Source organism: Chromobacterium sp. FG22, from assembly GCF_057809415.1.
Genome location: NZ_JBMDJX010000042.1, coordinates 1 through 26,012, shown reverse-complemented (window position 1 = coordinate 26,012; position 26,012 = coordinate 1). Strand labels below are relative to the sequence as shown.

Below are 26,012 nucleotides of genomic sequence, written 5' to 3'. Positions count from 1 at the left end.
GCCCGGCGGCGATGACGGCGCGCTGCGCCGCCCACATGCGCCGCCGCCCGGTGCGCGGCGCGATCACCAGGTCATAGACCAGGGTGCCGGGGCTGGGCAGCGGGTCCCCGGGCTTCAGGCCAAACGGGTTGCGCACCAACACCTGCACCGGGCTGCCCGCCGCGGCGATCGCCGCGCCGCCGTCCGCGCGCAGGAAGGAGAGCTCCTCGCCTATGGCCTGGATCAGTTGGAAGCGCTGCGCGAAAACGCGCACGGTGGCGCCGCTGGGCGCGAAATCGGCCGGGATGGCCACCACCACGTCGTTGGTTCCGGACCAGGCGGCGGTGACGCCGGCCGGCGGCGCCATGCCCGCGCCAAAGCCGGCATTGGTGTTTGGGCCGGGAAAAGCCGGCCAGTGCGCGCCCGCGCCCGGCGCGGCGGCGGTGCCCACGCCGGGTTCAAAGGTGGGCGACACGGCGAACATCAGCGCGCCGGCGCCGGCTCCCATCATGCGCCCCGCCGTCTGAGACGCCGCGGCCAACATGTCCGGGCCGTCCGCCAGGTAATCCACGGTTACGCCGTCCCTGACCTGGGGCTGCAGGTCCGCCGGTATTTTCTGGTCGTCCGCGGGGATGCCGTTGACCGCGGAGGCGGTGCGGTTGCCGCGCAAATGCCAATCCAGGTCCACGGCGAAGGCGCGGACGAACTGGCGCGCCAGCGTCACGCCCGCCGGCAGATTGGGCACGGTGAGCGGTCCGGCCGACATGGTGCCGCCACCGGCCCAGCCCAGGCGCAGCCTGGCCGCCGCGCCGGCTCCCGTGCCCGCCAGTTGCTGGCCGGCGCTCATGGCCACCAGCCCTGCCGCGCCCAGCGCCGTGGACGAGCCGCCGCCGGACGCCTGCCTTTCCACGCCGGGGCCGCCGCCCACCGCTGAAAACGCGCGCCCGTGCAGCGTGACCACCTGGGCGAGCACGCCGCCGGCCAGGCCGGCAATGCTGCGCACCCCGCCCGCCGCCGCGGGCGATACCGCGCCGGCGCTGATATCCAGCGCGGGAAACGCCGTTTGCAGATCGTCCAACATGGCGGCCACCGCGACGGGGTCGACGATGAGTCCGCGCGCATCGTGAAAACTCAGCGCCGCGCCCGCGGCCCCGGCCGGCAGGTCATCGCCCGGATCGTAGCTGTGCGGCGAGACGTTGTCCGTCAGGCCGCGGACAATCAGGGTATGCGGCACGGCGCGCACCTGGGGCTGCCCGGGCGCGGCGTAACGGCCGGCGGCCAGCGTCTCCAGCCGCGCCGCCGCCTGCGGATGCAGACGCAGCGCCGCGCCGGCCCCGCTCAGGGGCGCGCCGTCCGCCGCGCGGAACGCGGCCAGGCTGTCCAGGTATTCAAGAATGCCGCGCCATGGCGCTTTGGGCGCGCCGGCAAAGGCGAGCGTGAGCGCCGCGCCGTCAAACGCGGGGTTGGCCCCGCCCCAGCGGGGCCCCAGCCGCAGCGCGGTCAGCCCCAGCGCGTCCAGTCCGTGGTCCTTGAGCGCCTGCGCGGCGCCCGCCGGCGTCAACGTGAAAACCGTCACCATGGCGCGCTCCTTATCCGTGGGCCCGTTGTTCGACCGTGCGGCCGTCGGGCGTGATGATGCGAACCAAGACGCCGCGCAAGACCAGCGCCGAGACGATGGCGAAATGGTCGTGCGCCGGCGCGGCCTGCCGCGCCACGGCCGGCCCCGACGCGCCGAGGACGGGCCTGCCGGACACGGTGGGCACCGAGCCCAGCTCCGCCTCGAACACATAGACCCCGTTGATCAGCTTGAACTGGGACGGCGCGGGACGCGGGCCGATGATGATGGGCGGAATTCCTATGCCGCCTATGCCGCCCAGCCCGGGCGGCAGCCGCGGCGAGAGGGGCGGAATGGTCGGCAAGGGCCGGATGGGCGGTATCGGCGTAATGGGCGGAACCGACGGTTCGGGCGTCAGTTCTATGCGCAGACGATAGACCCCGCCCGCATCGCTGTCCGGCGCGTTGCTGCTAAAGGTGTAGGCCTTGCCGGATGGCGACAGGGCCGCGCCGACGATGGGCGACAACAGCGGCAGCGGGACGATGGAGCCGGACGGGATGGCCAGCGTACGCTCGCTCGCGCGTCCCAGCGGGTCCGTCATCCGCACCGTCACTGACACCGCGTCGCCCATGGCGGCGCGGCGCACCAGCAGCCGGTATTGGGTGGGGCCGCCGTCTATGCGCCAGACGTCCGTGCCGGTGACGGGCGGCGCCAGGCCCAGTTTGTCCAGCGCCGTCTGCCGCCGCAACAAGGCCGCGCCGCCGGCCAGGACGGCTTCCACCGACAGCATGTGCGGCCCGGCCGGCGTGGCCGCCACCGGCGCGTTGGAGCTGAACTGCAGCAGCACCGCGGCCGGATCGCCGCCGGGCCAGCTCATCGTCAGCGGGGACAGGTCCGGCGGCCCGGCCGGCGGGATCAGCACCGACACCGCGGGCGACGGCCGCGAGCGCCCCTTGAGCACGCCGCGCAGCGCGTCATCGTCGCTCCAGGCCACGGCGCGATACCAGACATTGCGCCATGAGCCGCTGGGGCGGTCTTCGCCGGCCAGGCGGGCGATCCAGTCGCCGCCGCCGTCCGGCGCGCTCACCGTCCATCCGCCGCCGCTGGCCATGACGCTGGCGATTGGCGGGCCCATGCTGTCCAGCGCGCGCGCCGCGTCGTCCACGCGCACGCGGTACAGGTCTATGCGCTTGGGCCGCGCGCCGGCGCCGCCGCGCGTGCCCACCCGGATGCGCGCCCGGTAGTCCGGCGCGGCGGGCGGTTTGTCGAACACCATCTGCACTTCTATCGTTGGCGGCGCGGGCTCGGCCACCCGCGGCGCGGCGTAGGCGATGAGCGCCTGATCCGCGTTCGGCCCGCTGGGCCAGGCCGCTTCGTGGCCGCCCGCCATCATGGGCAGCACGGTGTAGACGTGGATGTCGCGCGAGCCGCGCGGCATCGTCACGTCGGCGGCGGTGACGGTGATCAGTTCGGCGTTGCGGCGGATGAAGTCCCGGCGGATGGGGTTGGCCTTGAACGCCTGCTTGATCGTGCTCAGCCGCTGGCTGAGCGTGCGTTCCGGCGTTGGTTCCGGCTGCCCGGGGTGGCTGCTGAGGATGCGGGTTTCGGTGCTTTCGTACACCGCGTAGCCCACGGCGCCGGCCACGGCCGCCCAGCTCAGGTGCGCGTGGCATTCGCCGGCGGCGTCCGGCAGGCTGGCGAGCTGGACGATGTCCACGACGGTGGGCCGCGCGCGCGGATCGGAGGCGTAAGCCAGGCGCGGCGTAGGCGGCCAGGGGCCGCTGCGGTGCGGCGCGATGGCCTCCACCGCGCGCGCCTCCAGCACCAGGCCGATATGCGGCGTGGCGCCGAAGTCCAGCGAGAAGCCTGGAATCGTCAGCCGGTAACGCCGGCTGCTGCCCTGCGCGGCGTGGCCGGGCGTCACCACCGCCGCGCCTTCCGCGTCCAGCGCGTCCACCGTGCCGCCGGCCAGCGCGGGCGCGTCGCCGGCGAAAGTCAGCTGCATGGCCGCCGCCGCGCCGCCCAGCGATTTTTGCAGCCCCGCCGGCGCGGGCGCGGCCGGCGGAGCGCTGCTGCGCGTGGCCGCGGCGAACAGGCGGCCGCGCAGATCGATGCGCGACGGGGTGCGCACGCGCCAGTCCACCGATATCTCGCACACCAGGGACGCCGCGCAGACGCTGCCGCTGCCCGGGTCCGTCGCGCGCAGATCGGCGGACAGGAACTGCACCGGCGAGAGGTCCGGCTGGCCCACGGTAATGGCCGCCGCCGCCCAGGGGCTCCAGATGCCGAAAATATTCTGGGTGGCCGCCGCATACGTCATGGCCACGCTGCCCGGATCATTGGGGACGGCGAGCGCGCCGTCGGTGGCGCTCTGGCGCGTCGGCTCCGGGTCGCGGTCGTTGCGCGCGCTGCCGATGGGGCGATGGCCGCCGGCCTGCGCGTGCTTTTGCAGCAGCGCCTCGGCCGCGCCGGGCGCGCCGTTGCGGCGCCGCGCCGCGGCGTAGCTGGCCACCGCGCTCAGCTGGTTCAAGGGAAAGCGCTCCCAGCTCGCCCGGATCGACGCCAGCCAGTCCCGGTCCGCCTGAGACGGCCGCAGATTGGCCTGGAAGTCCACCGCGAAATCCGCCGGCGTGGGCGCGGGCAAGGCAAGGCCCGGACGCGGCACCAGCGCGGCGAACTCCACCGGCCCCGACGCCCCGTCCAGCCCCTTGTCCCACAGGCCGGTGATCAGCCAGTCCCAATCGCTGCGGCTGGCGTCGCCGAACAGCTGGCTGCTGGCGAAGTTGATGGGCGGAATGTCCTCGTCCGCGTAGCCGGTGCCGTAGCCCAGCGTCACGGCCAGCAACGGATCGGTCGACGCCGCCATCGCCAACAGTCCCACCGGCGACAGATCGGCCTTGCCCGGGTCCGTGGCGGGCATGGTTTCGCCGGCCGGGTTCTGCGGCGGATCGATGGTGAAGGTGAAGCGTTTGGCCGCCTGCTGATTGGGCGGCAGCGAGGCCACGTCATGCAGCATGGGCAGCAGTTCGATGGCGCTCTCGTCCACCAGCTTGGCCGGGTCCGGCAATTGCCACATCGGCGCCGGCGCAGCGTCCGGAAACGCCGGCCACCAGCCCAGCGGATTGACGCCGCGCTGGTAGCGGTCCACCGCCGCGTCCGGCGCCGGCATTTCCGCGCCCACCCTGCCCTGTTTGACGCCGTGGCGCTGGCCCAGCCCCGCCCAGTCCGCCTCCGCCACCGGCAGCCCCACCGTTTCCACCAGCTGCCAGCCTTCCACTTTTTCCAGTTCGTCGGCGTTGAGCCCGGTGGGCGCGTCGTAGCTGGAGACGTTGACCAGCATCAGCCCGGTGATCAGCGGCGCCTGAAACTCCAGGGTGTCGCTGCCGCCCGCGGCCAGGGTGCGGGACTGCACGGCCACGATGGCCTCCAGCACCGGCGGTCCGGCCAGCACGGCCACGCTGAGCATGCCGCCGGCGCTGGAATGCACGGTCAGCCGCGCCGAAGCCAGCGGCGCGTCGAACTGAATGATGCGGAACAGCGGCGGCAAGGCCAGTTCTTCATAGCCCACCGGATGCGGCTGGCCCAGCGGCGTGGCCGGACGGCGCCAAACCTTGAAGGGCTCGCTGGGCAGCCCGGCCGCGGGGCTGGTCTGCCAGCGCAGCAGCAGCGCGCGCCGTTTGGGCGGCACCATGGTCGCCGCGCCGATATTGGGGTTGACTCCGCCGCGCTGGCGCAGGAGGGCGGTGAAATCCACCAGGGCGCCTTGCGCGTTCAGGATCGCGGGGTCGTAGATACGGGTCGCCATCTCGGGGCTCCTCAGAACTCTTCCCACGGCGCATGCGCCAGCGGTTCGTCGACGATCACAAAATCGGTGGGCGCGGCGCCCGCGCCATCGAGATAAGCCGCCTTGAAGACCTTGCGCTCCAGCGCCAGGCGCAGCCGCTGACCGCGCGCGCCCGCGCTCAGGCGGATCAGCGCGCGCTGATTGCCCGGCGCCCACAGCGTCTGGCTCACGCCGGCCGCATTGCCGGCCGCCGGGGTCAGATCCAGCCAGACTTGCTCGGTCATCTGCCAGCGTTTGCTGGGCGGCGTGTCGCCGCTGGGCTCCTCGCTGGGCAGCGGGCGGGTGCGGCGCATGGGCTCGGGGGCGTCTATCATCACCGCCACCGGCTGCGGCGTGGCCGCGGGGTTGGCCTGTTCCCAGAACACGACGACGCGCGGGTCCTTGGGCACCGGCATCGGCTCCAGCCCGGCGGCCATCATCGCCTGATCCAGCTCCGGTCCCTGCGGGTCCCGGCTGGCGAAGGCGGCGGTGGCGAAAATGCCCTGCATGGCCCCCGTCGGCGCGTAACGGTGCTCGGTCAGCACGCCCTGGAAGGCGGTGGCGAACGCGTCGAAGGTGCCGAAGGCGCCGGTTGAGAAATGCCGCCGCAGCACGCGCTCGCCCACGGCGTTCTTGGGCGCGCCCATGGGCACGGCTTCGATGTCCAGCACGTAGTCGGTGTAGGGTTCGAGCGGGATCGGGAGGGTCAGCTCGCTGTGGCGCGAGCGGTCGACATCCACCGGGATGCACGGCCCGAACTCTGCCAGCTTGTCCACCAGCGCGCCTTCGAACGGCGACATCACGCTCGCCTTCACATCGCCCAGCTTGGGCTGGATGCCGGCGCCGCCCCCGGCGGGATGGACGATGGGCACAGGATGCTCGATGCCCGGCACGTTCACCTGGGCGAACGAGGCGGCCTTCAGGCGCACGCGCAATTCCTTGCCGTAGGCCCCCCACAATTTGTCCACATCGTTGGTCCCGAACACCAGGCGCACGTGCTCCTCGCCAAAATAATGCGCTTCCCCGGCGGCCGGCAGCGTGCACAGCATCCACGGTTCCAGCGATTTGGGGCTGTTGGCGTCGGTGCGGAACCAGAAGTCCTGCGTCTGCGCGCCGCCGTCGGTTTCGTTGCCGGCTTTGTCGCGGGCGCGGATATGGACCGTGGTGCGAAGGTGGTACAGCTCGTCCGGCGCCAGCAAGGCCACGTCGCCGCTGGCGGCGCCCAGCAATTGCTCCAGCACGCCGCGGTTGCGCTGGGTCTGGCGTTGATCCCAGTCTTCGCGCGCGGCCTCGGCCCAACGGGTGAACTCCAGCGCGGCCACGTAGTACGGCCGCCCGCTCACCTCGCGTTTCTTGGCCGCGGCCGGGTCCTTCGCGTGCGGCACGCCGATCTCGATGCGGTCCAGCTTCTCCGCCTTGTCCAGGTGGATCAGATACGGCACATAGCCCTGCGCCTGCATCAGCTGGGATTGCAGCACCACGTGGGACACCGGGTCCACCCACGGCCCGTTGGCGTCCGTCCAGCGCGGCGGCAGGCCGAGCAGGCCAAGCGCGTCGGCGTTGCTCACCACGCGGCGGCCGATCTCGGCGCCGTTCACGTCCAGCAGGCGCAGCACCAGGCCGCGCGCCGGCGTGGGGTTGGGCGGCAGTTCGCGCCGGGCCAGCAGCAGGATGCGGCCGTCGACGATGGCGCCGCAGCTCACCACGATCACATCGTCCAGCGGGCCTTGCTTGAAGCCGGCCTGCTCCAGTTGCGCGACCACCTCGCCCGCGCGGCGCTTGTCGCCGAACACCACCGGCAGGCCGATGTCGTACAGCGGAGACGCCAGCAGACGGCTGTCGCAGCGGCGCGGCGGCACGGTGGCGGCGCCCGGCGCGGCGGCCGACGGCGCCAGCGTGGCCAGACCGGCGCTGATCTGCGTCAGCGCCGCGCGGTTGATGACGGTGCTGCTCGCCAGCTGGCGCACGGTGTCGGCAAACGCGACCGGGGCGACGTCGATGCGGTCGGTCCGGCGCAGCGCGATGGACGGCGCGGTGGCGGCTTCCAGCACCGCGCGCCCGACGGCGAGACGGCTGGCGAAACCCGACAGATTAAGCGGCGCGGCGGCGCCTGCGGGCACGGTGGAGGACGGCAGTCCGGGCTTCTGGCGGCACGGCACTTGCGTGCCCGCGATGACGGCCGGCACGATGCCGCGCTGGCGGTCCAGCTGGCGCTGGCCGGTGCGCCAGCGTTCGCTCACCTCCAGCTCCAGGTCCGGCGCTTCCGAGCGCTTGGTCTTGTCCGGGTCCGGCCAGGCGATGCCGTCCACCTGCCAGCCGGTTTCCGACGGGCCGCTGGGTTCGTGCTCGAAGGTCCAGAGCACGGCGGCGGCGGGCGCGGCGTCGTGGCAGACGGTGCCCCAGCGTTCGGTGATGTTTTCTTCCAGGAACTGGCTGCGCTCCAGCGCCTTGGGCGTGGGATTGGGCACCCAGTTCAGCAGGGACAGATTGGCGACGAGATTGCCTTCGGTGGGATCGTTCAGCGTCCACCAGGTCGACGGCGTCGGCCCCGGGCCGACCGCGACGCCGCCGTCGGCGCGCGTCAGCTCCACGGCGGTCACGTCGTAGCGGTAGGCGTAGTCGCCGCGCTTGACGAAGCCGTCGGCCGGCGCGCCGGGCGATCCGCCCGGCGTCTGGCCCAGAATCGTCAGCGCGTCGTCCACCGGGGTGGCCGACATCGTGATCACCGGAATGGCGTCTATGGGCACCACCGGCAAGGCCGGATTGTTGGCGGCCGGCTGCGCCGCGCCGCGCAGCGCGTCGCCGATTTTCGAATCAATGCCGCGGTCCACCCCGGTGCCCACCACCAGCGCGGGCGAACGGCTGACCAGGCTCACCGCCCGGACCAGCTCGGGCGCGGCCGGGATGATGGGGTTTTGCTCGCCGATGTGGAAATCGACGCAGCCCTTGATGCTGAAGAAGAACAGATCGATCTCGCCGCAGATCTCGCCGTCTATCCGCGAGATCTGCGAGCCGTCGGACTTGGTGCCGATCTGCACCGTCAGATCCGCCGACGCGCTGATGCTGATGATGAACAGGTGCAAGTCCCCGCGGACATAGAGCAGGCCGCCCACGTAGAACGGGTCGAAGCCGAGCACCGCGTTGAAACCGGCGGTGGCGCGCAGATAAAGGTTGATCGAGGTGTTGCCCCAGGTGATGGACACCTCCAGGCCCACGGCCAAACCCACGCCCGAGACCGCCGACAAGCCCTTGTACGCCGGGATGCCGTGCCCGGACACCATCACATAGCCCTGGCCGTCGAACACCTTGAGGATGTTGGCGTGGATGGGGCCCGGCAGCGGACGGTTCATGCTGTCGCTGCCCGGGAAGGTGCCCAGGTAGACGTGCCAGTCGCCGCCGTGATTGAGGTTGAAGTACGCCTCGATCGGGATGGTGATCTGCACGATGGGAGTGATCTTGAAATCGATGGACAGCCCGATGGTCAGCGTGCCGCGGCCGAAGTCGAGATCGATCACACACAGGAAGGTACCTTCGGCGGTTTTGTCCTTGAGGTCCGGCAGCTTGGCCAGCAGATTGGCCTTGACCACCAGCAGCAGGCGCGGCCCCGGCAGTTCCAGCAGGACCATCCCCTTGACGTTGAAGATGATGCCGCCTTCCATCGTGCCCAGGATGGCGCCCACCCCGAAGGCCCAATGGTCTATCTGCGGCTTCCACGCCTGAAGGTTGGTCGGATTGCCCTGGGCCCGGTCCTTGAGCCAGGTGAGCGCGGGCGTCAGCGAGGCGATGCCGTCCTCGTTGCGGGTGTAGTGCATGGCGAACAGGCCGAGGAAGCCGTAAATGCCGAAGCCGGACTGCGCCAGCGGTATCGCCACCGGCAGCTCCAGTTCCAGCGAGATCGCCACCGCCGTGGCCGGCCCGCCCAGGGCCGCCGGGATGTCGGACACCGCGATGCCCGCCGCCAGCCGCAGCTTGATGGGCACCAGCGATACGTCGATCTGCCCCTTGATCTCGAACGGGTTGGCGTTGATCTCCATATAGCCGCGCCCTTCTATGGTGCCCGGCACCTTCAGGCTGGCGGCGAAGGCGGTCAACTCCGGCGGACCCGCCGGGTCCACGGGAATGCGCACCCGCGCGCGTTCTATGGTGATCACGCCCAGGTTGACCGCGAAACCGAGATCCACTTCGAAGGTCAGCGGATTGGTCCGCGCGATGCGCGCGCCCAACACCTGGATGATCTGGCCCAGCGGGTCCGGCACGCGCACCGCGCCCGGCCCCGACAGGTCGATGGAATAACCCTTGGACGAATCGAACATCGGCCGCAGCTGGAAGCGGTTGGCCGAGCCCGGCGGATAGCCCATCTGCAGGCCTATCGCCTTGTAGCGCACCGCCAGCGGCTTGTTGCGCGGAATCTCCAGCAGCTGGAAGCCGCCGATGGAGACATTGGCCGACACCGCCGTTTCCACGTCGAACAGCAGCGTAGAAACCCACTGCCCCGCTCGCGTCGTCACATGCAACTCGCCGCCGTACAACACCACGCGCTCCACATTGAACAGGCCCAGCTCCGCCAGCGTGATGGGCAGCGCGAGCGCGGCCCCGGTCAACACCAGGGCGCCGACGTCGCCGTCGGCCGGATTGGCGGGCGCGGTGGCGGCCAGCAGCGGCGTGAACACCGTGGTCATGCCCAGCACGTTGCGGCCGGTGCTGGGGGCTTGCAGCGGCTGGCCGGCCAGCTGCCCCGTCATCACCAGGCCGTCGCGGTCGTTGGGATCGGCGCCCAGGTAGAGCTTGACCTCGTCGGTCTGGCTGGCCGGATCGCGCTGGTAGAGGATCTGGTAATTGACGATGCCGTCCGACGGGTTCTGGCTGCCCAGGCCCTGGAAGGTGGGGATGTCGCCCTGGGCGACGCCGCCGTTGCGCAGCCGCTGTTCGGCCGCGGTTTCAAAGTCGATCGACCCGCTCAATTCAATGGCGACGAACTGATCGCGCACGATGCGCACCTTGAGCGCGGCGGAGCGGAACCAGTCCGGCGGCGGCGGCGTGGCGGGCGCGGGATCCCGCGTGGGGATGGTGGGCGGCGGCGGCGGCGGGGCCGCCGGCCGCGTGGCGTCGCCCTGGGTGACGGTGCCCGGCAAGGCGATGGGCCCGAAGCCGCCGATGCTCGCCTTCCACCACAGATTGCGCGCGCCGGAATGCGTCTGCCAGTCCGCGGTCCAGGCCGGCGGCGGCTCCGCCGCGCCGATGTCGGGCGGGTCCAGCGTCAGCGTAAAGCTGGGGATGCGCAGATTGGCGTCCGGATTGGCCGCTTCCGCGCTCAGGATCTGCTGCAGCGCCCGCGCGCGGCGGCGCGAGAGCAGGTAGTTGTACTTGGCCTTGGCCACATTGCCTTCGAAGCTGGCCACGCCGGTCAGCGTCAGCGCGGCGGCGGAAATGCGTTTGAGCGCCGCGCGGTACTGCTGCATGAACGGCGTCGCCGGCGGCGTCCAGACGGCGCTGCCGCTCGGGTCCACCGCCGGCGAGCTGTTGGTGTTGTCGGGGATCAGCGCGTAGTCGGCCGGATCGCTGTCATTGGGGTGATCGAAGCGGTAGTAGCAGGTAATGCCGGTCACGGAGCCGCTGCTCAGCTCCGCGCGTATCGCCCGGGTTTGCCCGGCGGACACCGGGATCGTCACCGTGGCGCCGGGGCTCTGCGCCGCGCCGTCCACGGTCCAGGCCGTGGCCGGATTGGCCGGGTTGAGGCTGACGGTGACGGAGCTCGCGTCCTGACGGACGAGCAGCAGCTCGGGCGTGGTCTGCGGCTGCCCTTCCAGCGTGATGGAGGTGGTGCGCACCGTGGCCGGCTGGCCGGGCGCGGCGCCGGGCGCGGGCAGGCTCTGCGCGGCCTGCTCCCGCCGCGCGGTGATGGTGAGGGTGGCGCTTTTCTGCGGATTGGACGCGTCGGTGGCGGTGACGCCTATGCTCATGTCGGCGGCGCCGGACAGATCGATGTCGTGCACCAGGCCGTTATGCGCGCCGCCGCCGAAGCTCGCCTGCCCGACATAGGGCGCGCGGCCCCCCGTGATGTCGATCACCATGCGCGTGCGCGCGGGCAAGGACGCCTCGGCGGTGTGCTCGCCGGTGCGGCGGATGCCGATGGCGGCGCCGTCCGGCGTGAAAAAGCGCGCCGACACATTGAGCTGGCCTGCGCCCTGGTTGATCACCATCAGCTCGAAATCGCCGGTCACGCCGCTGGATTGGCCGAAGCCGATCAGGAAGTTGCGCACCCCGGCGTCCACGGCGAAGTCCTGCATGCCGTTGGGGGCTACGAACAGGCGGATCTCCGGCAGATAAAGCCCGGTCCAGCTCTCGTCGAAGCCAAACTGGTCCAGCACCTCCGGCGGCGTGTAGCCGTCGGCCAGGTCCAGCGTGGCGGAGCGGAATCCGAAGCCCACCACCTGCCCGTCGCCGACGAAGGCATAGGGCGGCGTCATCGTGATCAGCTGCGCGGCGCCGATGTCGCCGGGATCGTCTATGCCGGTGACGCCCAGCGAGGCGATGGACACGTTCAGCGCCGCGGCGGCGTCGCTGCCTTGCGACAGGCGCAGCTTGATCTTGGGCAGGGTGAAGAAGACATCGCTGCGCGAGGCGTCCGGCACCAGCAGGCCGTCGCTCTCCATCTTGGCCGGCTTGAGGAAGGGAGGCCGCAGCACGATGCCGGCCAGTACCAGGTCCAGCGTGAAGCCGGTGCCGGGATAATCCGAGGGCGGCGCGTCGCCGGGAATCGGGTCCCAGGCGTTGAGCACGGCGCGCACCGGCGCGAAACCCGCGTCGCCGCCGGGAATGCCGCCCACGCCGTTGGCGATGATGGCGCCCGCCGCGCGCGGCACCGACAGGGCGAACTCGACGTGGGTGTCGGTGATGTCGAACCAGGGGTCGCGCCGGCCGGGCTGGCTGCGCGGGTGCCCTTCGGTATTGGACGCCTCTGCGCGCAGCGTGCCGCTGGACGGGTCGAAGCTAATCTCGACATCGCCGGAGAAGCGCGCCACGCCGCGGATGACCGTGCCTTCCACGCCAAACGCCGTCTCGAAACTCTCGACATACAGGACGGACAGCACGGCATGCCAATCCGTGTTCTCGCCCTTGAGCAGATAGGGGCGGAACAAATCCACGAGCGCAAGTTCGGTAACCATCAGAGCTCCCTTTCTTGAAAAGGAGTCAACGCGTCGGCGGGGCGCTAGAGACTGATCAGGAAAGCATAGGCCACTGTCAGCGGATATTCCATTAAGTTTGTAAATTCAATAGGATATGGTTTATGGAAAGCCTTTTGGCTGATTGAATGCGTCAACAAACCCGGCGGTAATTGACGGCTTCCGCCCGCCTGCGGGCCATCGACCGGCCCGCCCCTTCACCGCGGCATGAGCGCCTGGCCACATGCGCGGCGTACCTGCCGATGCTGCTGGGGGCACGCGGTTGCTCCCGCCCTCCTTCTTCCGCAGGCCGGCAGATACGGCGCATGAGCGCTACGACAGACGCCGTTTGCCCAAGCCCGCCGACGCGGCCGCCATTGTCTATACCTGAGAGGAGTCCCGGCGCTTGAGTTGGCATAGCGTAAAGAAACCATTGAAAATGGGGAGTCCATGCTCAGTTCGTTTTTCATTGACGCTTACCAGTCCTATTTATTTCTACCGACCCAATACAATCTGTGGCTGGTGGCGCTGTCCTTGCTGGTCGCCGTTTTCACCTCTTGTCTGGCGCTGCAGATCGCCGGCCTGGCCCGCGAGGCCAGCGATCGCTGGCTGCGCCGGGTCGCCCTCGCCACCGGTTCTTGCGCCATGGGCGGCGGCATCTGGGCCATGCACTTTGTCGGCATGCTGGCTTTCAGCGTTTGCAGCACGGTCCAATACGCGCTGCTGCCCACTCTCTTGTCCATGCTTCCCGCCGTCGCCGCCTCGCTGATTGCCTTGCACTTGCTGTCTCAGCCCAAGATCGACGGCAGGCAGTTGCTGATCAGCGGAGTGCTGGTGGGGAGCGGCATCGGCACCATGCATTATTCCGGCATGGCGGCCATGCGGATGACGCCGCTGCTGCGTTACGACCCGCTGTGGTTCTCCGTTTCCATCCTGCTCGCCGTTTTGCTGAGCACCTTGTCGCTGTGGATACGCTTTGGCCTGGACAATAAAAAAATCGGCAAGGGGTGGATGACGCTGCTCAGCGGCGCGGTGATGGGGGTGGCCATTGCCGGCATGCATTATTTCGGCATGGAAGCCGCCCGCTTCATCGGCACGCCGGACCCGGCGTTCCGCAACGCCTTGGACAACAACGCCGGCCTGGCCGTCGCCATCGCCATCACGGTGCTCCTGCTCGGCAATATGGTCTTCGTCGGCAATGTGTTGCTGCGTTACCGTCCCTTGTACCTCAGAACGCAAAGCAATGAATTGAAGCTGCAAGCCACCTTCAACACCTCGCTGGACGGCATCATCACCATTGATGAAAAAGGCCGCATCTTGACGGCCAACCCGGCGGTGGAGCGCTTGTTTGGCTGGAAGGTCGACGAGTTGCTGGGCAAGAACATCAAGCTATTGATGCCGGAGCCGCATCACTCCGAGCATGACCGTTTCCTCTCCGACTACAAGCAGACTCAGATTGCGAAGCTGATCGGCAGGGAGCGCGAGGAGATGGCGCTCAGAAAAGACGGCGTCCAGTTTCCCATCCGGCTATCGATAGGCAAGGTGTTGCTGCCCGATCAGGTGATCTACGTCGGTTTCATCGGCGACATCAGCGAACGCTACCGCATCCAGCAAGAGCTGGAGGACCGTGAAAAGCAGTTCCGCACCCTGATAGACAACATTCCCGGCGTCGCCTTTCGCAGCCACTGCCTGGAGCCCTGGAAGACCATCTTCATCAGCGAGGACATCGAGAAGCTCTGCGGCTGGCCGGCCAAATCCTTTCTGGACGGCCGCATCCAGCTGCTGGACATCATCCATCCGGAGGACCGGGACAGGGTGCGCGAAACCATCCGTACCGCCCTGGAGCAGCGGCAGCTCTATGTTCTCGAATATCGTCTGCTATGCCTGAACGAGGAGGAGCGCTGGGTGTTGGAGAGCGCTCGCGGCGTCTACGACGACGCCGGCGCGCCGCTGTTGATTGACGGGGTGATTCTGGATATTTCGGAGAAAAAGGCGGCGGAGTTCGCCTTGATCGAGGCCAAGAATCGCGCGCTGTCGGCGGTCAAATCCAAAAGCGCTTTCCTGGCCAATATGAGCCATGAGATCAGGACGCCGATGAACGCCATCATCGGCTACACCGATTTGCTGCAAGACACCGAGCTGGACGCTCAGCAAAAAAGCATGCTGAAAACCGTCAACCACTCCGCCAAAAGCTTGCTGGGCCTGCTCAACGATGTCCTCGACACCGCGAAGCTCGAACAAAACGCCCTGGAGCTGGAGGAGGCGCCCTTTTCATTGCGCGAGGTGGCGGAGCACGTGATCGACATCCTGCGGCTGAGCGCCAGCAAAAAAGGCATCAGCTTGCAGCTGAAATACCCGGCCATTATCCAGCAGGCCTTTATCGGCGACGCTTTCCGGGTGCGGCAAATCTTGATGAACCTGGTTGGCAACGCCATCAAATTCACCGCTCAGGGCGGGGTTTGGCTGACGGTGCTGTCCGCGGGAGAAAACGTGGTCATCCTGATCCGCGACAGCGGCATCGGCATGAGCAAGGACACCCTGGCCAAATTGTTCGAACCCTTTTCCCAGGCGGACGCCTCCACCACCCGCCGCTTTGGCGGCACCGGCCTGGGCACCACCATCGCCTTGCAGCTGGCCCAGAAAATGGGCGGGCGGATCGAGGTGCAAAGCACCCCGGACAAAGGCTCCATCTTTCAGGTTTACCTCCCCTTGCGCCCGGCGCCGCCGGACGCCCTGTCCTGCCTGGAGCCGGCGGCGACGGAGCTCATGCCCAAGCCGCCGTCCCCCCTGAACATCCTGGTGGCCGATGACGATGCGATCAATCTGGACATCGTCACCATCCTGCTCAAAAAATACGGGCACCGCATCTATACCGCGTCCAATGGCAAAGAGGTCATCAACGCGTGGCAGCACCACGACATCGACCTCATCTTGATGGACATTCAGATGCCGGTGATGGACGGCATCACCGCCTGCAAGTTCATCCGTCAGGTGGACCCCGACAGCGACAAGCGCGCCACGCCCATTATCGCCTTGACCGCCGGAGCGTTTCAGGAGGACCGCGAGGCGGCCATGGCCGCCGGCATGGACGGCTTCATGACCAAGCCCATAGACGTCATCCGGCTGCAAGATGAAATCGAACGCGTGATGAAGCGCATGGCCGGCTAGCCGCCGGCGCTCCCGGCCGAGGGCGGCGGCGGATCCGCTGCGCGCCGTGGCAGCTTGCGCGATGAGCGCCGCATCGAACCCCTCGCGCCGTACGCGCATTCCGCCCCCTCGACGTTTTTCTCCCTGCCCCGCTCCGCCTCGCCATAGTCCATTTATTGCGATAAAACCATATTTATTTAATGACATATTCATTTTGCATTGATATGCTGTTCAGATATTTCTGCGCATTGACGCAGACAAACCTCATGAGACAGCCACAGGGAGAAGTGTCATGGCGAACCCGTTCGACAATAAGGAAGGCGTTTTTTTCGCCCTGGTCAACGATGAGGGCCAGTACTCGCTCTGGCCCGAGTTCGCTCCGGTTCCGGAGGGTTGGCAAGCCTGTTTCGGCCCCTCCGACCGCCAGTCCTGTCTGGACCATATCGAACAAAACTGGATAGACATGCGGCCCGCCAGTCTGGCCCGCGCTCAGGACGCCTTGCTCTCCACCGGCTGATTCCCGCCCCGGCTCAAGGGGGCCATGCCGGGACGCGCCCGCTTTCAGAACAAAGCGCGGCGCCGCTCTCGCCATCTCGCGGCGGCGCGTTCGCCGCGCCTCCTACCCGCCATCCCGCTCCACACCGAAAAAAACGCCGGCCGGCCGCGCATGCGCGGAAGGTTGCGGCCTCACGCCCTGTTCCGCAAGCCATTCAAGGTGCGATATGAACGACAACGCCGTTTTCCCCTCCCGCAATCCGCACGCCGCGGCCGCCCCGGCAGAAACCTTCGCCGCCCTGTTCGCCCGAAGCGCGGCGGACCATCCCGACGCCATCGCGCTGCGACACGGCGCGCGCGCGCTCAGCTACCGCGAGCTGGACGACCAGGCCAACCGTCTGGCCCATTATCTGCGGGAGCTGGGCATAGACCGCGAAACGCCGGTGGGGCTGTGCCTGGACCGCTCGCCCGAACAAATCATCGCCATGCTGGCCATTTTCAAGGCCGGCGGCGCTTATCTGCCGCTGGACCCCGATTACCCGCGGGAAAGGCTGGCCTATATTCTCAACGACGCCATGCCGGCCGCGCTGCTGACGCGGGCCGCGCTGACCGAGCAACTGCCGGTCCACTGGGCGCGGGTGGTGGAACTGGATACCGAGCAGCCCACATGGCAGGCGCAGCCGGATCAGGCGCTTCCGCTTCACGATTTCCCGGACCAGCTGGCGTACCTGATCTACACCTCGGGCTCCACCGGCCAGCCCAAGGGCGTGGCGGTGACTCACCGCGGCATAGGCGCGCTGGCGCGCGCGCAGAGCCGCCGCTTCGGCATCGCCGCCGGCGCCCGCGTGCTGCAATTCGCGTCTTCCAGTTTCGACGCGGCCTTCTCAGAAGTCGCCATGACCTTGCTCTCCGGCGCCTGTCTGGTCACCGCGCCGGCGGCGGAATTGACGCCGGGCGCGGCGCTGGCGGACTTGCTCGCCCGCCAGAAAATCAGCCATCTGACCCTGCCTCCCAGCGCGCTGGCCCTCATGCCGGACGGCGGCATCCCGCAGGATTGCGGCCTGATCGTCGCCGGCGAGGCCTGCCCGGCGGCCCAGGTGCGGCGCTGGTCCGCCGGCCGGACCATGCTTAACGCCTACGGCCCCACCGAGGCCACCGTGTGCGCGACGATGAGCGGCCAGATGCGGGACGAGGCGCCCGCCGACATCGGCGCGCCGCTGCCCGGCGTCCAGGCTTACGTGCTGGACGACGCCCTGCGGCCTCTGCCGCCGGGCGTCGAGGGCGAGCTGTATCTCGCCGGCGACGGGCTGGCCCGCGGCTATCTGGGCCGGCCGTCGCTGAGCGCCGAGCGCTTCGTCGCCAATCCCTTCGGCCCCGCCGGCAGCCGCTTGTACCGCAGCGGCGACCTGGCGCGGCTGCGCGCCGACGGCGCTCTGGACTACCTGGGACGGACGGACGAACAGCTCAAGCTGCGCGGCTACCGCATCGAGCCCGGCGAGATCGAACACCTGCTGACCCAGCAAGCCGGCGTGAGCCAGGCCGTGGTCCGCCTGCGCGAAGACCTGCCCGGCATCAAGCAGCTGATCGCCTACGTCGTGTCCCGCACCGGCCTGCAAGCCGACGGCGCGGCCTTGCGCGCGGCGCTGGCCGAGCAACTGCCGGATTACATGGTGCCGGCGGCGGTGGTGCCGCTGGAGCGCCTGCCGCTGACCCCCAACGGCAAGGTGGACAAACAGGCGCTGCCCGCGCCGGATTTCGAAAACGCCGACGCCGGCGAGGCGCGGGACTGGCTGGAGAAAACGCTGGCCAAGCTGTACGCGGAAGTGCTGGGGCTGTCCAGGGTGGGTCTGGGCCAGGGTTTCTTCGATCTGGGCGGCGACAGCATCAGCGCCATTCTGCTGGTCAGCCGCGCCCGCGCCCACGGCCTGCAATTCAGCCCGCAGGACGTGTTCGACCACCCCTGCATCGAGCGTCTGGCGCTCCGGGTCCGCCCGGTGGACGCCGACGCGGCGGCGGGCGAATTGCCGCCGCCCAGCGCCGCGGACCTGGAAAGCATCCGCGCCCGCTATCCGGCGGTCAGCGCGGTGCTGCCCTTGTCGCCGCTGCAGCGGGGCCTGCTGTTCCATCTGTTGTACGACGAAGGTCAAAGCGACGTCTACCTGATACAGATGGGCTTCCAGCTGGATGGCCCGCTGGACGCGGACAAGCTGCGGGCGGCCGCCGAAGGCTTGCTGCAACGCCATCACCATCTACGCGCCGCCTTCTCCGCGGACGGGCTGGAGCAGCCGGCGCAAATCGTGCTGGAGCGCGTGGAGACGCCCTGGCGCGAGCTGGACCTGTCCGCGCATCAGGCCGATGAACAGCAGCGCGCCCTGGAACGGCTGCGCGCGGACGACTACGCCGCCGGCGTGGACCCGGCGCGCGCGCCGCTGCTGCGCTTTACCTTGGTCAAGCTGGACGCGGAGCGCCACCAGCTGCTGTGGAGCTTCCACCACCTGCTGTTCGACGGCTGGTCGGTGCCGGTGCTGCTGCGCGAACTGTTCGCCCTCTACCGCGGCGACGCGCTGCCGCCCGCCATTCCCTACCGCGATTACCTGGCCTGGCTGCACACCCGCGACCGCGACGCCGCCAAGCGCCAATGGATCAAGCATCTGGCCGGGCTGGAGCAGCCGGCGCGCCTGGCGCCCAACGCGTCCCAAAGCCGGCAGCTGCCGCGCAACCACAATGTGACGGCGGACCCGGCGGTCTACGCCGCGCTGGAACGGCTGGCCCGCCGGCAAGGCCTCACCCTCAACACCTTGTTGCAAGCCGCCTGGGCCATTCTGCTCGCCCGCCTCTCCGCCTCAGACGACGTCGTCTTCGGCGTCACCGTCTCCGGACGCCCGCCGGAGCTGCCCGGCGTCGAGCGCATGGTCGGCCTGCTGATCAACACCGTCCCGCTACGCCTGCGGCTGCAGCCCGAGGAAACCCTGACCGCCCTGCTGCAACGCCTGCAAGCCCAGCAGGCCGCGCTGATCGAGCATCAGCACCTCAGCCTCGCCGAGATCCAACAGGCGGCCGGCCTTGGCGATTTGTTCGACACCCTGCTGGTCTTTGAAAACTATCCGATCGCCGATGACGATCGCCGCGTGGACGACGCGCTGTCCATCGGCTATCTGGGCGGCCAGGGCGTGGACACCTCGCACTACCCGCTCAACCTGTGCGCCGTTCCCGGACCCGAACTCGAGCTGCGCTTCGGCTACCGGCCCGACCTCTTCTCCGCCGACGCCGTCGACGGCATCGCCCGGCAGTTGCTGGAACTGCTGCGCCTGATCGCCGAACAGCCCGAGCTGCCGCTCGCCCGCATCCCGCCGGCCACGCCGGCCCAACAAGACGCGCTCGTCGCCTGGAACCGCACCGACGCCCCGCTGCCCGCCGCCACCCTGACCCAGTTGCTGGAACGTCAGGCCGCGCTCAGCCCCGACGCCGAGGCGCTGCGCTTCAACGAGGCCGCCCTCAGCTACCGCCAGCTGCACCAGCGCGCCAACCGCCTCGCCCGCCGCCTGCGCGCCGACGGCGTCGGCCCCGAGACCCTGGTCGCCGTCGCGCTGCCCCGCTCCATCGATCTGGTCGTGGCCCTGCTCGCCGTGCTCAAGGCCGGCGGCGCTTATCTGCCGCTCGATCTCGACTACCCGCCCGAACGCATCGCCTTCATGCTGGCCGACGCCCAGCCCGCCGTGGTCCTGTCTCGCTCCGGGCTGCTGACCGGCCTGCCGGTCGAACACGCCTTATGCCTGGACCAGATCGACGATGCGCTCGAGACCCTGTCCGATGCGCCGCTGGAGCTCCCCGGCGACGACAGGCATCCGGCCTACGTCATCTACACCTCCGGCTCCACCGGCCGCCCCAAGGGCGCCGTCAACAGCCACCGCGCCATCGTCAACCGCCTGTTGTGGATGCAGCACACCTACCCGCTGGCCGCCGACGACGTGGTGCTGCAAAAAACCCCATCCAGCTTCGACGTCTCGGTCTGGGAGTTCTTCTGGCCGCTGATCGCCGGCGCCTCGCTGCTGCTGGCCCGGCCCGACGGCCATCGCGACCCCGTCTATCTGGCCGAGCTGATCCGCCGCCGCGGCGTCACCACCCTGCATTTCGTCCCGTCCATGCTGGACGCCTTCCTGCAGGAGCCCGCCAGCGCCGGCTGCGCCAGCCTGCGCCGCGTGCTGTGCAGCGGCGAAGCCTTGCCCGCGCCGCTGCTGGCCCGCGCCGCCCAGACGCTGCCCTGCCCGCTGCATAATCTCTACGGCCCCACCGAAGCCGCTGTCGACGTCACCGCCTGGACTTGCGATCCGGTGCGCGACAGCCGCTCGGTGCCCATCGGCCATCCGATCTGGAACACCCAGCTCTTCGTGCTCGACGCCATGCTGCGGCCCTTGCCGCCCGGCATCCCCGGCGAGCTGTACCTGGGCGGCGTCGGCCTGGCCCGCGGCTATCTGCGCCGTCCGGCGCTGACTGCCGAGCGCTTCGTCGCCCACCCCTTCGCCGCCGGACAACGGCTGTACCGCACCGGCGACCGCGTCGTCCGCCGCGAGGACGGCGCGCTGGACTATCTGGGCCGTCTAGACCATCAGGTCAAGCTGCGCGGACTGCGCATCGAGCTGGGCGAGATCGAAGCCGCGCTGCTGGACCAGCCCGGCGTCGCCCAGGCCGTGGTCCTGATCCGCGAGGACGCGCCCGGGCAGCGCCGGCTGGTCGCCTACGCGGTGCCCGCCGCCGGCGCCCAGGCCGACGTCGCGCGCTGGCGCGACGCGCTGGCCGCCCGCCTGCCCGACTACATGGCACCCGCCGCCTGGGTGGCGCTGGACGCGCTGCCGCTGACCCCCAACGGCAAGCTGGACCGCCGCGCCTTGCCGGCGCCGGAACTGACGCTGGCCGAGCACCGCGAGCCGGTCACCGAAAAAGAAAAACTACTGGCCGAAGCCTTCGCCCAGACCCTGGGCCTGGAGCGCGTCGGACTGGACGACAGCTTCTTCCATCTCGGCGGCGACAGCATCAGCTCCATCCAGCTGGTGAGCCTGGCCCGCAAGCGGGGCTTGGGCCTGACGCCGCGTCAGGTATTCGAACACCCCAGCGTCCGCGGCCTCGCCCAAGTTGCGGCCGAGGCCTCGGCCCTGGCCGTTGACGCGCGCGCCGACGCGCCGCTGCTGCGGCTGGAGCCGGCCGAAATCGAGCGCCTGAGCCGCCGCCGCCCCGGCCTCGCCGAACTGCTGCTGCTGACGCCGCTGCAGCAAGGCCTGCTGTTCCACGCGCTCTACGACCACTCCGCCGCCAACCCCTATGTGGTGCAGATGCGCATCGAGCTGGACGGCGCGCTGGACGGCGCCGCGCTGCGCCGCGCCGTCGAACGTCTGCTTAGCCGCCACCCGCATCTGCTGGCCTCCTTCATTCACGAGGACACCCAGCAGCCGATGCAGGCCTTGAGCCTGGACAGCGCCGCGCCGTGGCGGGAAGCCGATTTGTCGGCGCTCAGCGACGACGAGGCGCGCGCGCGGCTGGAAGACATGCAGACGGCCGATCATGGGGAGAGCATGCCGCCGGACCGCGGGCCGCTGCTGCGCTTCACCCTGATCCGGCTGGCGCCGGAGCGCCACCGCCTGCTCTGGACTTTCCACCACCTGCTGCTCGACGGCTGGTCCCTTCCCGTGCTGCTGGAAGAACTGTTCGCGCTCTACCGCCAGGGAGAATCGGCCGCGCTGCCGCCCGCGCCGGCCTACCGCGATTACCTGCTCTGGCTGTCCGGCCGCGATCAGGCCGCCGCCCGCCAGGCCTGGGGCCAATACCTGCGCGGCGTGGACGAGCCCACCCTGGTGGCGCCCGGCCTCCCCGCCGCGGAACAGCGGCCGGATCTGCACACCGCCGCGCTGACGGCGGAGCTCAGCGCCGCGCTGTCCGCCCAGGCGCGGCGTCGCGGGCTGACCCTCAACACCCTGGCCCAGGCCGCGTGGGGCCTGCTGCTGGCCCGCCTGACCGGCCGCGACGATCTGCTGTTCGGCATCACCGTGTCCGGACGGACCGCGCCGCTGGAAGACATCGCGCGGCTGCCCGGCCTGCTGATCAACACCGTGCCGCTGCGCCTGAAACTGGAACCGTCGGCCACGCTGGCCGGCTGGCTGGACGATCTGCAATCGCGCCAGGCCGCGATGATGGAGCATCAGCATCTCGGACTCGGCGACATCCAGCAGCTGACGGACATGGAGGAATTGTTCGACACGCTGATGGTGTTCGAAAACTATCCGCAGCTCGACGCGCTGCGCCAAAGCCGCGCCGGCGACGGCCTGAGCGTGCGCCCCGTCGACGGTTTGGGCGGCGATGTGTCGCATTACCCGCTGGGCCTCTGCGTGGTGCCGGGGGAAAGACTGGAGCTCCGGCTGGGCTGCCGCGCCGACGCCTTCCCGCCGGCCGCGGCCGAGAGCATTCTCGCCAGCCTGACGCGCCTGTTCCAGGCGCTGGCCGGCGATCTTGAGCGGCCGCTGGCCAGCCTGCGCTGGCTGGACGAGGCCGAGAGCCGCCAGCTGGACGGCTGGAACGCCACCACTCGCGCCACCGCGCCGGCGACGCTGCCCGAGCTGTTCCGCCGGCAGGCCCGGCTGACGCCGGACGCCGTCGCGGTCTGCGCCGGCGACGTTCGCCTGAGCTACCGCCAGCTGGATCTGCAATCCAACGCGCTGGCCCACCGCTTGCGCGCGGCCGGCGTGACCGTGGAAACGCCGGTGGCGCTGTGGCTGCGGCGCGGCCCGCTGCTGCCGGTGGCCATCCTCGGCGTGCTCAAGGCCGGCGGCTGCTATATCCCGCTGCACACCGCCCAGCCGGAAGAGCGGCGTGCCTGGACCCTGACCCAGTCGCGCGCCGCTTTGCTGCTGGCCGACGAGGCACCGGCGCCGGCCATGCTGCCGCCGGGCCTGCCGGTGCTGCGGATAGACGGTCCGTCCGACAGCGCCGAGCACCCGCCCCGCCTGGAGCTGACCCCCGACGCGCTGGCCTATGTGATGTACACCTCCGGCTCCACCGGCGTGCCCAAGGGCATAGCCGTCAGCCACGCCAACGTCGGGGATCTGGCGCTGGACCGCCGCTGGGAGGGCGCGTCCCAGAGCAAGGTGCTGCTGCACTCTCCGCATGCCTTCGACGCCTCCACCTACGAGCTGTGGACGCCCTTGCTGCACGGCGGCCAGGCGACGCTGGCGCCGCCGGGGGACAACGACATCGACTCGCTGGCGGACGTCCTGCGGCGGGAAAGCGTCACCGCGGCCTTCCTGACCACCGCGCTGTTCAACCTGCTGGCCGAGGAGCGGCCGGACTGCTTCGCCAGCCTGCGCACGCTGTGGACCGGCGGCGAAGCCGCCTCGCTGCGCGCCTTCCAGCGGGTGCGGGAGCGCCATCCGGGGCTGGAACTGGTCCACGTCTACGGCCCCACCGAGACCACCACCTTCGCCACCTGCTGCCCGCTGCCGCGCGATCAGCCACTGGCTGCGCCGCTGCCGATAGGCGCGCCGATGGACAATACCCGCGCCTATGTGCTCGATTCCGCGCTGCGCCCGCTGCCCGTCGGCGCGCCCGGCGAACTCTACCTGGCCGGCAGCGGCCTGGCGCGCGGCTATCTGGATCAGCCGGCGCTCAGCGCCGAGCGCTTCGTGGCCAACCCCTTCGGCCCCGCCGGCAGCCGGCTCTACCGCAGCGGCGACCGGGCGCGCTGGCGCGCCGACGGCCAGCTGGAATTCCTCGGCCGCGCCGATCAACAAATCAAGCTGCGCGGCTTCCGCATCGAACTTAGCGAAATCGAAGCCAGGCTGAGCGAACACCCGGCCGTGTCCCAGGCGCGGGCGGTGCTGCGCGAGACGGACGGCGCGCCGCGCCAGCTGCTCGCCTATGTCGCGCTCCACCCCGGCGCCGACATCGCCCCGTCCTCGCTCAGACAAGCCCTGGCGGCGCAGCTGCCCGACTATATGGTGCCGGCCGCCGTCGTCGCGCTGGACGCGCTGCCGCTGACCCCCAACGGCAAGCTGGACCACCGCGCGCTGCCCGCGCCCGATTTCCAGGCCGGCGAGCGGCGGCCTCCGCGCAGCGACGCCGAACGCATCCTGGCCGGGCTGTACGCCGAGCTGCTGGGCCTGGACGAAGTCGGTCTGGACGACGGCTTCTTCGATCTCGGCGGAGACAGCATCGCCTCCATCCTGCTGGTCAGCCGCGCGCGGCGGCAAGGCTTGCTGCTCAGCCCGCGCGAGGTCTTCCTCCATCCTCGGGTGGAGGCGCTGGCCGCCGTCGCCCGGCCTGTCGTCGCCGTCGCGACCGAGGACACCGCGGAGGGCCCGCTGCCGGCGACGCCCATCATCCGCTGGTGGCTGGAGCGCGGCGGCCCGCAAAGCGGCTTCTACCAATCCATGCTGTTGCAAACCCCCGCCGGATTGGAACAAGCCCATCTGCTGCAGGCGCTGCAAGCACTGCTGGACAAACACGACGCGCTGCGCATGCGGCTGGACGCGGACGGCGGCCTGACGGTGCCGCCGCCCGCTTCGACATCGGCGCAGGACTGCCTGCGCCGCATCGCGGCGGACGCGCATCTGGAGATCCCGCCGGCCGACATCGCCGCCGCGGCGCGGCAGCTGGACCCCGCCGCCGGCGCCATGTTGCGGGCGCTGTGGCTGGACGCCGGCCCGGACGCGCCGGGCAGGCTGTGGCTGGGCATCCATCACCTGGCGGTGGACGGCGTTTCCTGGCGCATCCTGCTGCCCGACCTGGCCTCCGCCTGGCGCGAGGCCCGCGCCGGCCAAGCCATCCGGCTGGATCCGGTGGCTACTTCCTTCCGCCGCTGGGCGCTGCTGCTGAACGAGGACGCCGTCCGCGCCGCCCGCGCGGCCGAAGCGCCGATGTGGGCGGCCATCCAAGACCAGCCCGATCCGCCGCTATCGCCCTGCCTGCTGGACCCGGCGCTGGACACGGCCGGCGCCAGCCGGCGTCTGAGCGTCGCGCTGCCTTCCGCCGTCACCTCCGATCTGCTGACCCGGGTGCCGGCGCTGTTCCACGCCGGCATCAACGACGTGCTGCTCACCGGCTTCGCGCTGGCGGTGGCGCGCTGGCGGCATGGCCGGGGACGGGACGGCGGCTCCGCAGTGCGCCTGGAATTGGAAGGCCACGGCCGCGAGGAGCTGGGCGAGCATTGCGACCTCTCCCGCACCGTGGGCTGGTTCACCAGCCTGTTCCCCGTCTGCCTCGACCCCGGCGCCTCCGCCGCGGCCGCCCTGGACGACGACGCCGTGCTGGGCGCGGCGCTGAAGCGGGTCAAGGAGCAACTGCGCGCGCTGCCGGACCGGGGCCTGGGATACGGCCTGCTGCGCTATCTCAATCCGGAGACCGCCGCCCGGCTGAGCGGCGCGGCGCCGGCGCAACTCGGCTTCAACTATCTGGGGCGCTTCTCCACGCCGGCCCGCGGCGACTGGATGCCGGCGCCGGAAGCGGCCGGGCTGGACGGAAACAGCGATTCTTCGACGCCGCAGACCCACGCCATCGAGCTCAACGCCGCCACCCACGACGGCCCGGACGGGCCGGAACTGGTGGCCACCTGGCTGTGGGCCGGCCGCCTGTTCGACCGGCAGGAAATTGAAAAGCTGGCGGAAGACTGGTTCGACGCGCTGCGCGCCTTGGCCAGGCTGGGCCACGCGCCGGACGCCGGCGGCAGCACCCCGTCCGACCACCCCCTGGCCGGCGGGCTGTCGCAGGAGGAGATAGACCTGATCGAAGCCGGCTTCTAAGAACCTGTTCAATGTCTGCTGCGCTTCAGCGATACGGCGTTGAAAACCAGCTCAAAATGCTCATGTAC

The 26,012-nt window shown here is 70.0% G+C and carries 6 protein-coding genes; 3 read left to right on the top strand and 3 right to left on the bottom strand.

The window, feature by feature from the left end; all coding sequences use genetic code 11:
• The 3 genes from ACODSD_RS23310 to ACODSD_RS23300 all read right to left on the bottom strand — a co-directional run.
• The coding region (locus ACODSD_RS23310) for a hypothetical protein (RefSeq protein ID WP_488878452.1) at positions 1 to 1,558 on the bottom strand (1,558 nt) is incomplete at its 3' end.
• A gap of 10 nt (positions 1,559 to 1,568) precedes the next feature.
• Positions 1,569 to 5,339: a hypothetical protein gene (locus tag ACODSD_RS23305; RefSeq protein WP_488878451.1), complete on the bottom strand. Its 3,771-nt coding sequence runs from the start codon at positions 5,337 to 5,339 to the stop codon at positions 1,569 to 1,571.
• Positions 5,340 to 5,350: 11 nt separating this feature from the next.
• Positions 5,351 to 12,523: a hypothetical protein gene (locus tag ACODSD_RS23300; RefSeq protein ID WP_488878450.1), complete on the bottom strand. Its 7,173-nt coding sequence runs from the start codon at positions 12,521 to 12,523 to the stop codon at positions 5,351 to 5,353.
• Positions 12,524 to 12,970: 447 nt separating this feature from the next.
• On the opposite strand from ACODSD_RS23300, the gene ACODSD_RS23295 reads away from it, so the two are divergent.
• From ACODSD_RS23295 to ACODSD_RS23285, 3 genes are all read left to right on the top strand, one after another.
• Positions 12,971 to 15,688, top strand: coding sequence for an MHYT domain-containing protein (locus tag ACODSD_RS23295; protein ID WP_486635326.1), 2,718 nt, complete (start codon positions 12,971 to 12,973; stop codon positions 15,686 to 15,688).
• A gap of 271 nt (positions 15,689 to 15,959) precedes the next feature.
• Positions 15,960 to 16,184, top strand: a complete 225-nt coding sequence (locus tag ACODSD_RS23290) for an MbtH family protein (RefSeq protein ID WP_107798774.1) — start codon at positions 15,960 to 15,962, stop codon at positions 16,182 to 16,184.
• 205 nt (positions 16,185 to 16,389) lie between these two features.
• Positions 16,390 to 25,944 (top strand): non-ribosomal peptide synthetase, encoded by a 9,555-nt coding sequence (locus ACODSD_RS23285; RefSeq protein ID WP_488878449.1) that lies wholly within the window; start codon positions 16,390 to 16,392, stop codon positions 25,942 to 25,944.
• Positions 25,945 to 26,012: the final 68 nt, after the last annotated feature.

Excerpts from the sequence above, each read along its gene's own strand:
- ACODSD_RS23295 (WP_486635326.1), top strand. The coding sequence starts at position 12,971 with ATGCTCAGTTCGTTTTTCATTGACGCTTACCAGTCCTATTTATTTCTA.
- ACODSD_RS23305 (WP_488878451.1), bottom strand. The coding sequence starts at position 5,339 with ATGGCGACCCGTATCTACGACCCCGCGATCCTGAACGCGCAAGGCGCC.
- ACODSD_RS23290 (WP_107798774.1), top strand. The coding sequence starts at position 15,960 with ATGGCGAACCCGTTCGACAATAAGGAAGGCGTTTTTTTCGCCCTGGTC.
- ACODSD_RS23300 (WP_488878450.1), bottom strand. The coding sequence starts at position 12,523 with ATGGTTACCGAACTTGCGCTCGTGGATTTGTTCCGCCCCTATCTGCTC.
- ACODSD_RS23285 (WP_488878449.1), top strand. The coding sequence starts at position 16,390 with ATGAACGACAACGCCGTTTTCCCCTCCCGCAATCCGCACGCCGCGGCC.